Here is a 12,812-nt window from a genome sequence, read left to right as displayed (position 1 = left end):
TCCTGGTGGTCATGGTGGTCGGCTGCGGCTGACCACACTGGCCGGTGCCGGCACGTCGTGCACCGGCACATTCTTGCCTGGTCCGCAGTAAAACTCGGCTAGTGGGACGCCCTGCCCGTGGCCTTCCGAACGTCCTTCTTCCGTTTGGTGACCTCGGGATGGTGTCGTGAAAGGGCGATTACCCCCACGATAGCAAGGGTTGCCGCCGTACCCATGGCAATCGCCAGGACGGCGTGGACATCGGGGCGCAGCTCGCCAAGGATCGTGATGCCGATCGCGATGCCCACAATGGGGTCCACCACGGTGAGGCCGGCGATCACCAGGTCCGGCGGACCGGTGGAGTACGCACTCTGGACGAACCAGGACCCCAGTCCCCCGGCCGCTGCGATGGCCACCACCGAATACCACGGCACGTTCAGCAGGAACAGGCCGTTTGGATCAAGCAGGTGTTTGCCGATGATCCGCGTCAGCACGGCCACGAAACCGAACAGGATGCCGGCGCCCAGGATGTATATGAACGCACTCATGCGGTGCTTGAACATGGCGGCGAGGCTGCCGAAGATGCCCACCGCAAGAGCAAGCAGCAGCACAATAGTGAGCTCGTCTTCAGGCGTGACGTGGTGGCTTTCCTGCGTGACAAACACTGCAAGCAGGACGAACAGCGCCGATCCCGTCACGCACGCGGTGATGGCCACCACCGTGGCGCGGTTGATGCTCAGCCCCTGGTCCTTGCTGTTGACCACGGTGGTGATCACCAGGGCGATGGCGCCGATGGGCTGCACCACGGTGAGGGGTGCCGTGACCAGTGCTACGGAGTTCAGGGCCATCCCCATGCAAAGCAGGAGGAGGCCAAAGACCCACCGCGGGTTTCGCAGGAGGCGCAGGAAACCGTTGGAGCTCAGCGCCAGGCCGCCGGTGTCCCCCTTAACGGCGCTGCCCTGGCGCTGGGCACCAAAGGCGAGGCAAAAGGCGCCCATGACCGCGAGCAAAACCGCAACCCAGACCATCAGCCGTTCCCGCCGTCGTCGGCCGTCAGCATTTTTCCTTTGCGTTTGATCGCCCAGAAATAGTTGTAGGCAGCAATCCAGTGGCCGACGAGCCCCAGCCCCAGGACCACCCAGGCCGCGACGAACCATGCTCCGGCGAAGGGAGTGGACAGCTTGGACAGCACCAGGAGCGGAGTTCCCAGCAGCAGCAGGCCGGTGCGGGCCTTGCCTACGAGACTGACGGGCAGGTCCGGGTGTCCGCGGAAGTAGAACAGCGACATGCCCAGCAGGACGGCGTCGGGAACCACGAGCGCCGCCAGGTACCACCACTGCACGACGCCGGCGATCACCAGGGTGACCGCGACGGCTATCAGGGCCAGCCGGTCGGCGATGGGATCCAGGACGCGCCCCAGTTTGGAGGTCTGGTTGAACCGCCGGGCGATGTAGCCGTCCACCCAGTCGGTGCTGCCCATGATGGCCAGCACCAGCACGGCAAGTCCGTATTCTTTCTGGGCCAGCACCAGCCAGATGAAGATCGGCACGCCCATGAAGCGCAGCACCGTGAGGAGATTGGGGACGGTATAGACCAGATCGCGATCGACATGCGGCTGGCCGGGACGGGAACCAGCGCCGATGAATTTCATCAGGCCTTCCTCTCCACGGCCGGCGGCCTCGTACAGTCTTCGTTCAGGGCAAAGCTCAGCTCTTGAAGAGTTTCCGCAGCAGGGTGAGCAGGACGGCAGCGGAGGCTGCGAGGGCAAGGAGCGGCTTCCACCGCGCCTCCAGCTGGCCGGGCAGCGAAGCCTCCGAGGCCCCGGAGCGGGCCGACGCCGACATGGCGGCGAAGCGTTCAGCCGCGCGTTGACGGGTCCCCTGGAGCTTCTCGTTGCCTTCCGCCGCGCGGTGCCTCGCCACACCGAGGAGAGCCTGGGCCTGGGTCTTGACGTCCAGTTCCTCACCAAGCTCATCCCGCACACCGGTCAGGTGTTCACGGCGCTGCTTCAGCCGGCGGCGGAGTTCAGACTCGGTGGGCACGGGAACGTCCACTGCCTCGGCAGCCTTCTTGGCTTCCTTGTCGGCCTTCTCCTTGGCCTTCTCGGCGGCCTTTGCTTCCGCGGCGGCCTTGGCCTGGGGCGAGTTGGGATCAAGCACGGCGGCGTCGAAGTCCGAGCCCTCCTTCGCGATGCCCAGGTCGTGTTTGAGGCCACGGACAGTGTCCTCGGGAATCAGCGGCATGGCCTGCTTGAACTTCCGGAGGCCGATGAGCCCGCCAATCAGGGCAATGAGCAGGAAGACCGCGCTGACGAGCAGGGCCGCCAGCCAGGCCGGCATGATGGTGGCCAGCCCCATGATGGCCGCAACGATGAGTCCCGTAACCAGCAGCGCCAGGAAGACGGCGGCCACCCCGAAGAAGGCGCCGGCGACGCCAAGCTGCTTGCCTTTGCGCTTTGCCTCAATCTTGGCCAGCGCGATCTCATCGTTGAGCTGGCGCGGCGCCAGTTTGATGGCGAGCCTCAACGTTTTTGGCAGCGCAGTGATACGCAGTCCTTGGTTGGTCCGCCCGCTGTGACGCCCGCTCATAGGTTCCGCCTAACTGGTTCCGTCGTCGATGTTTCTTCGCTGCTTCGGGGGTTTCCGGTGAGCCCGCGCGCCCCCGCTGACAAAACTACCATTCAGGGTCAGCCGGAACTTCTGGAATTAGCCCCGGCGAGCCCTCCAACGCTGTAAAAGTCTGATCTGTCAGCCCTAGGATGGTTCTCTGTGACCACCACCAACCCGGGCGATGCGCTCAGCCGCCGGCAGAAATTCCTCTACATCCTCCTACTCGGCGCCTTGACCGCCCTCGGGCCGTTCACGGTGGACCTCTACCTGCCGGCCTTCCCCGCCCTGGAAGCGAGCCTCAACGTCTCAGAAGCTGCCGTCCAGCTCACCCTGACCGGCACCACTGTCGGCTTTGCCCTGGGGCAACTGGTGGTGGGTCCTTTCAGCGACAAGTTCGGGCGGCGGCTCCCGCTGATCCTGGCCACCGCGCTGCACATCGCCGCCTCGCTGGGCGCCGCGCTCTCCACCGACATCGCGACCCTTGGCGTGTTCCGGGTCCTCATGGGCATCGGCGCGGCCGGCGGCGGCGTGGTGGCGATGGCCATGGTCAGGGATCTGTTCAGTGGGTACGCCATGGTCCGGATGTTCTCCCGGATGGCGCTGGTCAACGGGCTCGCGCCCATCCTGGCGCCCGTCATTGGGTCCCAGCTTCTCCTGGTCATGCCGTGGCCGGGCATCTTCGTGTTCCTGGCCTGCTACGGCACGGCGGTAATCCTTGCCGCCGTCGTGCTGGTCCGGGAGACCCTGCCGCGGGAGAAGCGGGGCCAGTCCGGCCTGACGGCCCGGCAACGGTACGGTGTGCTCTTCTCCGACCGCATCTTCGTGGGCCTGCTGATGCTGGGCGGAATGAACTTCGGTGGCCTGTTTACCTACCTCTCGGCTTCCCCGTTCCTGTTCCAGGACGTCTTCGGATTCTCACCCCAGCAGTACGGCCTGCTCTTCGGCATCAACTCGCTGGGTATCGTCGCGGGGGTCCAGACAAGTTCCCGGCTGATCAAGCGGGTCCCGCCGCAGTGGATCCTGGCCTGCTCCACCGCCTGGATGTTCCTGATGGCCGTGCTGATCGTCGTGTTCGACCAGCTGGGGTTCGGGCTCTGGGGCGTCATGGTCCCGCTGTGGTTCTACATCCTGGGCACCGGGTTCACCTTCCCCTGTGTGCAGGTCCTGGCGCTGGCCAGCCACGGGGCGCAGGCTGGCACGGCGGCGTCGCTGCTCGGGGCGTCCACCTTCCTGATGGCGGGCATCATCTCCCCCGTCGTGGGTTGGCTGGGAGGCAATTCCGCCACTCCCATGGGCGCGGTGCAGGCGTGCTGCATCTTCCTCGCCGCGGCGGCGCTGTGGCTTGTGGTCCGGCCCCGGACCGTGCCATCCATCCACTGACGGCCCGGCCGGTTCCCCGCCGCGGGTAGGCTGGCACCATGACCCGCAAACCCCACCGCAACGGCCGAGGGCTGTTTCTCGGAGCCATCCTGGGCGCCGTGGCCGGTTTCTTCGCCGGCCGGATGATGGGCAACGCGGCACTGGGCATCCTGGTGGGCGCCGTCGTCGGTTCTGCACTGCTGTACCGCGTCAATCCGGGACCCTGGAACAGGCCCTGACCGCCGCTTCCCCCTGGGCCAGGCCGTGCCTCCGGACGTGCTTCCAGACGTGATTCCGGACCGGAGGCGGCCGGTGCCGGGCCATCTGTTCGCCTGAGTACCTGAGCGATAAAGTTGTTACGTGCCCCACTGGCAGGACCATCCTCCACTTCCGGCCACGTGGCAGCGGTGCGACTCCGGCATTCTGCCGTTGTGGTGGGACCGGCTGTGCACCCAGACCAGTGCGCAGTCGGCAGCGCTCTATGCGGCGGGACTTTTCACTCAGGACCGGCGCCGGCCCATAGCCCAGTGGTTCAACCCGGCTTTCAACGCTGCCCTGCTGGTGGCCCCCGAAACCTCCCCCGAATGGCCCGTCCAGCGGTTCGGCATCTTCTACGCCCCGCCCGACGGCGGCTTCACGCGCGTGCACTCCTCGCCCCACGAGTGGCACCCCCGCGAACCGCGGAAGTCCCCCACGGAGAGGGAAGCGTTTGAAGCCGCCGTAGCCGAGGCCGAGCGTTTCCTCCAGGTGGAGATGGATTTCGTCTGACGGCACAAAAAAGTCCCGCGGCCGGCTCTGGGGCCAACCGCGGGACTGTGCGCTCCTCCTGCTGGACTTGAACCAGCAACCCTTCGATTAACAGTCGAATGCTCTGCCAATTGAGCTAAGGAGGAATGAAGCAGGTATGACATTAGCAAACGTTCTGCCGCAATGTGAAATCGGCGCCAATACTGGGCGCCAATACCCCTCCCGGGTATAAAAAAAGTCCCCGTTCCGGAACCCGGAACGGGGACTGTGCGCTCCTCCTGCTGGACTTGAACCAGCAACCCTTCGATTAACAGTCGAATGCTCTGCCAATTGAGCTAAGGAGGAATGAAGCGGGTACTAGCCTAGCAAACACCCTGCCCGGAAACGAAATCGGCGGCTTTCCGGTACCGAAGACCCGGCCCGGGAGGCCGGGGCGCTGCTCCACGCGAGGCTGCTGCACGCTAGGCATCGGAGCGCAGCGACCGGCGCTCCATTTCGAGCATCATGAGCTCCCGGTTCAGCTGCTGGAACTCCTCGGGGTGGGCAGCGGCATCCAGCCGCTGCAGCTGCCCCAGCTTGTCCGCCTTCACACGGGTGATCTGCAGCTCGAACAGCCTGGCGAGGATGTCCCGGCAGTACTTCTGCACCGCTTCGGCAGTATGGGCCGGCAGCGGCACCACAGCGAGCTCCGAAACCAACGCCTGCAGGGGTTCGGGAACCTCCTGCCGCAGCGCCTCCACCCACTGCACGGCATCCCCGGAGAAGCCGGGAGCCGTGGCGCGGATGGCGTCATGGATGGCCTGGTAGGCAGGCGTGGCGAACCGGGCGGTCGCAAACCGCTCCCAGGCTGCCCCGCCCAGCATGGCCGGCTCCTGCAGGGCCACCTCGAGCGCCTGCCGCTCCATGGACGCCACCGGGTCCCGGGGATCCGGACGGTGGAAGGACGGAAGAACGCCCGACGGCGGGAGCGCCGCTACGCCGGGCACGTTCTGGCCGTTCCCCGGGGCTTGGTTGTATCCGGCGGCGTGGGACCGGCCGGCTGCCCCGCCGGCTTGTAAGCCGGACGCCTGCGCCCCCGAAGCCTGGGCCCCGGCCGGCCCGCGCTTCGCGGCGGCCGCCACGGCCCGCGTGACGTCCTCAATGGGCATCCCCAGCCATCCCGCCAGTTCCCGGGCATAGCCGGGCCGGAGCCCGGCGTCGCGGATCTGGGCCACAACGGGGGCGGACTCGCGCAGCGCGGCCACCCGTCCCTCCACGGTGTCCAGGTTGTGCCGCCGCAGGGTGGCGCGGATGGCGAATTCGAAAAGCGGGCGCCGGGAACTAATGAGGTCGCGGACGGCGGCGTCCCCCCGCGTCTGGCGCAGGTCGCAGGGGTCGGCCCCGGTGGGTTCGACCGCCACGTAGGTCTGGGCCACGAAGCGCTGGTCCTCCTCAAAGGCCCGCAGGGCCGCCTTCTGGCCGGCCGCGTCGCCGTCGAAGGTGAAGATGACCTCTCCCCCGGTGCCGTCGTCGGAGAGCAGGCGGCGGGCAATCTTGATGTGGTCGGCGGCGAACGCCGTACCGCAGGTGGCCACCGCCGTCGGAATTCCTGCGAGGTGGCAGGCCATCACGTCCGTGTAGCCTTCCACCACCACCAGTTGCCGGTCCTTGGCGATGTTCCGTTTGGCAAGGTCGATCCCGTACAGCACCTGGGACTTCTTGTAGAGCGTGGTTTCCGGGGTGTTGAGGTACTTGGGGCCCTGGTCGTCCTCATACAGCTTGCGGGCGCCGAAGCCGATGGTGTCGCCGGCGATGTCCCGGATGGGCCAGATCAGGCGGCCGCGGAAGCGGTCGTAGATGCCCCGGTTGCCTTCGGAGAACATCCCGGTAAGCTTCAGTTCGGCATCGGTGAAGCCCCGCCCGCGCAGGTGCTTGAGCAGCGCGTCCCAGCCCTGGGGTGCGTAGCCGACGCCGAAGTGGTCGGCGGCTGCCCGGTCGAAGCCGCGCTGCTGCAGGAATTTCCGGCCTTCCGCGGCGCCGGCGGTGAGCAGCTGGGCTCGGAAGAACTCGTCGGCGATTTTGTGGGCGTCCAGGAGCCGCTGCCGCTTGCCCACTTCCTCGCGGCTGGGTCCGGTGCCGCCATCCTCGTAGCGGAGCTCGTACCCGATCCGCGCGGCCAGCTTCTCCACGGCCTCGTGGAAGGAGGTGTGGTCCAGCTTCTGCACGAACGAGATGACGTCGCCGTCCTCGCCGCAGCCGAAGCAGTGGTAGCGGCCCACCTGCGGGCGGACGGTGAACGACGGCGAGCGCTCGTCGTGGAAGGGGCACAGGCCCTTGTAGGAGCCGAGGCCGGCGCCCTTGAGCGTGACGTAGCCGTCGACGACTTCCTTGATGTCCGTGCGCTGGCGGACTTCATCGATATCTTCCCGTTTAATCAGCCCAGCCACGAAGCAATCCTAGTCCCCGGGCACGGCGGCGGGAGCCGCCGTATGACGGCCGTCACCAAAGCGACGGCAGGCTTCCCACGAGCCGTTCGTACATGGCTAGCGCGGAGCCGTCCGTCAGCGATGCCACCTGGTCGATGACCACACGCAGCCGGGCGGCGTCGTCGGGAGCTTCCCGCCAGTCCGCGGCGAACATCGGCTCGAGGTGGCGGTCCCCAGAAGCGTTCAGCGCCGTGACCAGGGCATGGAGCACCTCGCGCTGGCGTTCGTAGATAGGCTGCCGGTGGTCCGTGGTCATCACGAAGGTGGTGGCCAGGCCCTTCATCACCGCAATTTCCATGACGGTCTCGTCCGGAACCATGAGCTCGGCGTTGTACCGCGTCAGGTTCGCCGGACCGTAGACGGCGCGGGTGGTTTCCAGTGCGCTCTGGCAGAAGCGGCCAATGAGCTGGCTGGTCATGTCCTTCAGCGCCGCCATGGACTTGCGGCTGCCGTCCGCCTCGCGCACCCAGACGTCCGTGGCTTCCAGCCGTGCCAGGGCGGCGTCGATGGCGGCGGGATCGTTGTGCGGCAGGTACCACTGCTTGGCGTAGCCCACCACGCGTGCCCGGTGGTCCGGGTTGTCCATCCAGCGCAGCTGGAAGTGGCCGGCCACGATCGCGTCTTCAACGTCGTGGACCGAGTACGAGATGTCGTCCGCGAGGTCCATGACCTGCGCCTCGAGGCAGGACCGCCGTTCCGGGGCGCCTTCCCGGATCCAGTTGAAGATGGGCAGGTCGTCCTCGTAGGCGCCGAACTTGCTGGTCCGCTGCCCGTGGATCACGGGGGCGTCCAGGGCGGACCACGGGTATTTCGCGGCCGCGTCAAGGCTGGCCCGGGTGAGGTTCAGGCCGGCCGGCCTGCCCTCCGGGTCGAGGACCTTCGGCTCGAGCCGGGTGAGCAGGCGCAAGGTCTGGGCGTTGCCCTCGAACCCGCCGATGGCATGGGCCATCTCGTTGAGCGCCGATTCCCCGTTATGCCCGAACGGCGGGTGCCCGAGGTCGTGGCTGAGGCAGGCGGTGTCCACCACATCGGGATCGCAGCCGAGGGCGCGGCCAAGTTCCCGGCCCACCTGGGCCACCTCGAGGCTGTGCGTCAGCCGGGTGCGGACAAAGTCGTCGGTGTCCGGAGCAACCACCTGCGTCTTGGCGCCGAGCCTGCGCAGCGCAGAGGAGTGCAGCACGCGGGCGCGGTCACGCTCGAAGTCCGAGCGGTACGTGCTCTTGGGCGGCTCCTCCACCCAGCGGGCGGAATCGTGGGCTTCGTAGCCCGGCAGCGCCTGCGGGGTGGTGCGGGCATCCGCCAGCCGGCTTTCAGCCACCGGACACATCCAGTTCCGCCGCGGCAATGTCCCGCGACTGGTCCTCGTTCAGCTGGCGGCTCATCAGCCAGTCCTTGGGCAGGGCCGGTTTCTTCGGCGAGCCGGCGCGTCCACGGGGCCCTTCGGAATCAACGCCGGGATACGGCAGGTCCATGTCCAGCTGGTCCAGCAGCTCGCGGAGTACTTCGAGTGTGGGCACTGTGGCGAGTTTCGCCCGCAGTTCGCCGCCCACCACGTAGCCCTTGAAGTACCAGGCCATGTGCTTGCGGATTTCCCGCAGCGCCTTGTATTCGTCATTGCCGAAGGTTTCCACCATGAGTTCGGCATGCCGGTAGACGCCCTCGGCCACTTCGCGCAGGCCCGGCCGGTGCCGCTGGTCGCTGCCGTCGAACGCCGCCTGCAGGTCGCCGAACAGCCAGGGCCGGCCCTGGCAGCCGCGGCCGATGACGACGCCGTCGATGCCGGTTTCGCGGACCATGCGGACGGCGTCCTCGGCAGACCAGATATCGCCGTTGCCCAGCACCGGAATGTCCGGCAGCGCCTCGCGCAGGCGGGCGATAGCTGACCAGTCCGCCTGGCCGGAGTAGAACTGCGCCGCCGTGCGGCCGTGCAGGGCGACGGCGGCAACACCGGAATCGCGCGCGATCCGGCCGGCGTCGAGGTACGTCAGGTGGTCATCGTCGATGCCCTTGCGCATCTTGATGGTCAGGGGGATGCCGCCCTTGGACGCCTCCCGCACGGCGGTCTGGACGATGGAGGTAAAAAGGTCGATCTTCCAGGGCAGCGCCGAACCACCGCCGCGCCGCGTGACCTTGGGTACGGGGCAGCCGAAGTTGAGGTCAATGTGGTCCGCCCGGTCCTCCTCCACCAGCATGCGGACGGCCGCACCCACAGTGACGGGGTCTACGCCGTAGAGCTGGACGGAACGGACTTTCTCATCCTCGTCGTGCGAGATGATGCGCAGCGATTCCGGCGTGCGCTCCACGAGGGCACGGGAAGTGACCATCTCCGCCACGTACAGCCCGCCGCCGTATTCACGGCAGAGCCTGCGGAAGGCGGTGTTGGTGATTCCGGCCATGGGGGCGAGCACCACCGGGGTGTGCACGGTGATGGGGCCGAGTTTCAGCGGCGGAAGTTCCAGCCGGGGGGCGGGAGGCGTAGCTACAACAGTCACCCCTCCATTGTCTCAAAGCCGGGCAAATCGTCTCAAAGCCGGCAAATCGTCAGGGTGCCGGCTGCGGCGCTCAATCCCGCTGCGGCTGATCCCGTTGGGCGGCACGCCGTCCCCGCCGGGTCGCCGGCGGCGCGTCAGCGTCGGCGTTTTCCCGGCCAGCCACCGCCGCGGCGGCCGCAAGCGCGCCGGTGTCGTCGACGTCGTCGGCGGTTATGGCCGTCCTCCCCCGCGGCTGCTGCTCAGGCAGGCCAGCACCCCTGACTCCCGTGGCCTTGACCACCAGCACGGCGATCAGGGTGGTGACCGGAATCGCCAGGACCAGCCCGATTGAGCCGACCAGCGTTCGGATGACCTCCTCGGACAGTTCGGCGCTGGTCAACGCCTCCCCCAGCGGACGGTTGTAGAGCATCACGATGATGAGGATGGGCAGGGCGGCGCCGGCGTAGGCGAACGCGATGGTGTACACGGTGGAGGCGATGTGGTCGCGGCCGATCCGCATGGCCGAGGAGAACAGCTTCCGCGCGCTCGTGTTGGGCGCGAGTTCGTACAGTTCCCACACCGCGGAGGACTGCGTGATGGTGACGTCGTTCAGCACGCCGAGCCCCGAGATGATGAGGCCGCACAGGATGATGCCGGAGATGGAGATGTTGTCCGAGATGTTCACGAGCGTGGCGGCGTCGTGGCTTCCCACGCCTGCGAGGTTCGCCGCGTCGGTGGCCCAGGCCGCGAGCAGCGCGGTGATGCCCAGCCCGAAAATGGTGCCCAGCAGCGCCGTCGAGGTCCGCGCCGAGAAGCCGTGCGCGAAGTAGAGCACCCCGATCATGATCACCGTGGAACCGACGAGGGCCAGCAGGAGCGGCGGCTTGCCCTCCACGAGGCCGGGAAGCATGAAGCTGCCCAGGACAAAATAGGCGCCGACGAGGCCGATCAGGGCGCGCAGCCCGCGCCAGCGCGCCACGGCCACCACCACGACGGCGTAGAGGATGGCGAGCAGGATGATCGGCATGGTGCGGACAAAGTCCACAAAAATGTACGACGGCGACCCCTGGGCCGCCGGGGCATCGGCGCCGGTGGCGGCAGCCTGGGCGTTGGACAGGTTCAGGTAGCGGATGTTGTCGCCCACCTTCACCCCGTGCGACTTGGCGATGTCCGGGTTGATCACCACCTTGACCGGGTTGCCGCCCTTGTCCGGCTCGGTGAACGCGAAGGTGCACTGCGAGCCGCCGGCCGTATTGCCTTGGGCTGTGGAGTCTGTTGCTGACGCCTGCGTGCAGTTCTCCGTGACCACCCGCTGGATCCGTCCTGTGTCGAAGGCGACGCCCGGAGCTGCGGCATACGGGTTGGCCAGGGTCAGGCCTTCCTTGCTGCCCGAGGGCCAGAGCGCCGCCATGGCCGCGAGGGTCAGCAGGGTCAGCGGAACCAGCACCGCAGCCAGAATCCTGTTTGCTTTCCTGCGGGCAGCCATCGCTTCAGCGGTTGGCTCCGAATGCCCTGTGTGACCGTGGGAGTGACCTGCACCCATCAGCAGTTGAACCTCATGCTTGAACTCTACGGCGGCCGCCATAGGGTTGGTAAATGAACCACGAAGTCTCGGAGGATGCAGCAGTGAACCAACGCCGAACTGGCCACGAAGCGGTGCTGACGGTCCTGGCCCCGTCCGGTCCCACCCGCGGCGTGGCCTTGGTCCTGCACGGCGGCAAGTCGCACAGCTTCGAGCCTGTCCAGGCCCGGCACCTGAGCCCTGCGCGGATGGTGCCGTTCGCCCGCCACCTGCACGCCGCCGGCCGGAAACACGGCCTGGCAGTGTGGATCCTGCGGAACAGCGTGCGCGGCTGGAACGGCGAGGACATGACCCCGCTGAAGGATGCGCGCTGGGCGCTGGCCAGGATCCGCGCGGAGCACCCCGGCGTGCCCATCTACCTGCTGGGGCACTCGATGGGCGGCCTCACCGCGATCTGCGCCGCGGACGAACCGAATGTGGACGCCGTGGTGGCGCTGGCTCCGTGGCTCGATGATGTCACTCCTGCGTCCGCCGTCACCGGACGGAAAGTCCTGATCGTTCACGGGAACGAGGACCGGTGGACGAGCCCGTCGGCCTCACTGCGGTTCGCGCGGCGCGCGGCACCGGGCGCGGCGGAGCTGCGCTACGTCTCGCTCCGCGGGGCGGGGCACTTCATGTTCCGGCGGGTCCGGCTGTGGCACAGGCTGGCCACCGGGTTCCTGATGAAGGCCTTCATGGAACGGACCGGAGTTCCCGGGGCAGCATCCTCCGCGTCCGCCGCAGCCCTGGACAGGGTGATTCCCCCGTCCGGCGAGGCACTGCCCTTGGTCCTCTAGGAAGCAGGCGACCACTGTCATGAGCCCGTTTCCGCTGGAGGCGTTTCTGGCCAGCCTGCCGTGGACGGCGCTGGGCGTGGTGCTGGTGCTCGCCGTCACCTATGCCGTGGCCGTCGGCCAAGCGCGGCATTCGGTAATGGACGTGGCGTGGGGTCCGGGTTTCGTCGTCGTCGCGGTGATCTCCTTCGTCCTCTCAGCCGGGGAGGGCGACGGCGGCAGGCGGGTACTCCTGCTGGTCCTGGCGGGAATCTGGGGGATCCGGCTTGGCGCGCACATCGGCCGCCGGGCGCGCGGCGGACATGAGGACCCCCGCTACGTGGCGCTGCTCAAAGGAGCACGCGGGTCCCGGAACGCCTACGCCCTCCGCCGTGTCTACCTGCCCCAGGGCCTGGTGATGTTCTTCGTCTCGCTGACCATCCAGGTGGGCATGTTCACCACCGGTCCGCTGGGTCCTCTCGCCGTGGCGGGTTCGGCAGTTTGGCTGACCGGGTTCATCTTTGAGTCCGTAGGCGACCGGCAGCTGGAGCAGTTCAAAAGCGATCCGGCCCGAAAGGGAACCGTCCTGAACACCGGGCTGTGGCGCTACACCCGGCACCCCAACTACTTCGGCGATGCCGCCGTCTGGGCGGGCCTGTTCCTCGTCGCGGCGGAGTCCTGGCCCGGCGTGCTGACCGTCCTCTCCCCTGCGCTGATGATCTGGACGCTGGCCGCCAAGACCGGGAAGCCGCTCACCGAGAAGGCCATGTCCGGCCGCCCCGGCTACCGTGAATACGTGCAGTCCACCAGCAGCTTTATCCCCTGGCCCCCGCGGCGGCACTGAAGGC

General features: G+C 67.6%; 12 protein-coding genes and 2 tRNA genes. 5 read left to right on the top strand and 9 right to left on the bottom strand.

The features are described 5' to 3' along the window. Positions 1 to 98: 98 nt before the first annotated feature. Genes ABRP34_RS21550 through ABRP34_RS21540 form a run of 3 tightly spaced genes read right to left on the bottom strand, consistent with a single transcriptional unit; the run spans position 99 to position 2,567 of the window. Positions 99 to 1,007 carry a DMT family transporter gene (locus ABRP34_RS21550; RefSeq protein ID WP_353711721.1) on the bottom strand — a complete coding sequence of 303 codons (909 nt, stop codon included), beginning with the start codon at positions 1,005 to 1,007 and terminating at the stop codon, positions 99 to 101. Continuing rightward, the gene (locus tag ABRP34_RS21545; RefSeq protein WP_003805936.1) at positions 1,007 to 1,630 is read right to left on the bottom strand and encodes a CDP-alcohol phosphatidyltransferase family protein; all 624 of its coding nucleotides are present in this window, start codon (positions 1,628 to 1,630) and stop codon (positions 1,007 to 1,009) included. The genes ABRP34_RS21550 and ABRP34_RS21545 overlap by 1 nt, the downstream gene beginning before the upstream one ends. Before the next feature lie 55 nt (positions 1,631 to 1,685). Further along, a complete protein-coding gene (locus ABRP34_RS21540) occupies positions 1,686 to 2,567 on the bottom strand; it encodes a phage holin family protein (protein ID WP_353711720.1) in 882 nt (293 codons plus the stop codon). Positions 2,568 to 2,747: 180 nt separating this feature from the next. Here ABRP34_RS21540 and ABRP34_RS21535 point away from each other — a divergent pair, with 180 nt between their 5' ends. From ABRP34_RS21535 to ABRP34_RS21525, 3 genes are all read left to right on the top strand, one after another. Further along, positions 2,748 to 3,968 (top strand): multidrug effflux MFS transporter, encoded by a 1,221-nt coding sequence (locus ABRP34_RS21535; RefSeq protein WP_353711719.1) that lies wholly within the window; start codon positions 2,748 to 2,750, stop codon positions 3,966 to 3,968. Between the two features lie 38 nt (positions 3,969 to 4,006). Beyond that, positions 4,007 to 4,186 carry a hypothetical protein gene (locus ABRP34_RS21530; protein WP_102970802.1) on the top strand — a complete coding sequence of 60 codons (180 nt, stop codon included), beginning with the start codon at positions 4,007 to 4,009 and terminating at the stop codon, positions 4,184 to 4,186. Positions 4,187 to 4,307: 121 nt separating this feature from the next. Next, positions 4,308 to 4,715 (top strand): hypothetical protein, encoded by a 408-nt coding sequence (locus ABRP34_RS21525; RefSeq protein ID WP_353711718.1) that lies wholly within the window; start codon positions 4,308 to 4,310, stop codon positions 4,713 to 4,715. Positions 4,716 to 4,767: 52 nt separating this feature from the next. Here the strand turns inward: ABRP34_RS21525 and ABRP34_RS21520 are convergent. From ABRP34_RS21520 to ABRP34_RS21495, 6 genes are all read right to left on the bottom strand, one after another. After that, positions 4,768 to 4,840 (bottom strand) — tRNA-Asn (locus ABRP34_RS21520). Positions 4,841 to 4,966: 126 nt separating this feature from the next. Then, positions 4,967 to 5,039 (bottom strand) — tRNA-Asn (locus ABRP34_RS21515). A gap of 116 nt (positions 5,040 to 5,155) precedes the next feature. Beyond that, complete coding sequence (dnaG, locus tag ABRP34_RS21510; RefSeq protein ID WP_353711717.1) at positions 5,156 to 7,120, bottom strand: DNA primase; 1,965 nt, start codon at positions 7,118 to 7,120, stop codon at positions 5,156 to 5,158. 52 nt (positions 7,121 to 7,172) lie between these two features. Continuing rightward, the gene (locus tag ABRP34_RS21505) at positions 7,173 to 8,486 is read right to left on the bottom strand and encodes a deoxyguanosinetriphosphate triphosphohydrolase (protein ID WP_307100939.1); all 1,314 of its coding nucleotides are present in this window, start codon (positions 8,484 to 8,486) and stop codon (positions 7,173 to 7,175) included. Continuing rightward, positions 8,470 to 9,651 carry a tRNA dihydrouridine synthase DusB gene (dusB, locus tag ABRP34_RS21500; protein WP_353711716.1) on the bottom strand — a complete coding sequence of 394 codons (1,182 nt, stop codon included), beginning with the start codon at positions 9,649 to 9,651 and terminating at the stop codon, positions 8,470 to 8,472. The genes ABRP34_RS21505 and dusB overlap by 17 nt, the downstream gene beginning before the upstream one ends. A 70-nt stretch (positions 9,652 to 9,721) precedes the next feature. Continuing rightward, positions 9,722 to 11,173, bottom strand: coding sequence for a YibE/F family protein (locus ABRP34_RS21495; protein ID WP_353711715.1), 1,452 nt, complete (start codon positions 11,171 to 11,173; stop codon positions 9,722 to 9,724). A gap of 83 nt (positions 11,174 to 11,256) precedes the next feature. Here ABRP34_RS21495 and ABRP34_RS21490 point away from each other — a divergent pair, with 83 nt between their 5' ends. Continuing rightward, positions 11,257 to 11,988 carry an alpha/beta fold hydrolase gene (locus tag ABRP34_RS21490; RefSeq protein ID WP_353711714.1) on the top strand — a complete coding sequence of 244 codons (732 nt, stop codon included), beginning with the start codon at positions 11,257 to 11,259 and terminating at the stop codon, positions 11,986 to 11,988. 19 nt (positions 11,989 to 12,007) lie between these two features. Beyond that, positions 12,008 to 12,808 (top strand): DUF1295 domain-containing protein, encoded by an 801-nt coding sequence (locus ABRP34_RS21485; protein ID WP_353711713.1) that lies wholly within the window; start codon positions 12,008 to 12,010, stop codon positions 12,806 to 12,808. Positions 12,809 to 12,812 lie beyond the last annotated feature (4 nt).

It is taken from the genome of Arthrobacter sp. K5 (genome assembly GCF_040448525.1).
Taxonomy (GTDB): domain Bacteria; phylum Actinomycetota; class Actinomycetes; order Actinomycetales; family Micrococcaceae; genus Arthrobacter; species Arthrobacter globiformis.
Note: the sequence above shows the minus strand (reverse complement) of the source record. Positions and strands in the feature narration are given on the sequence as shown.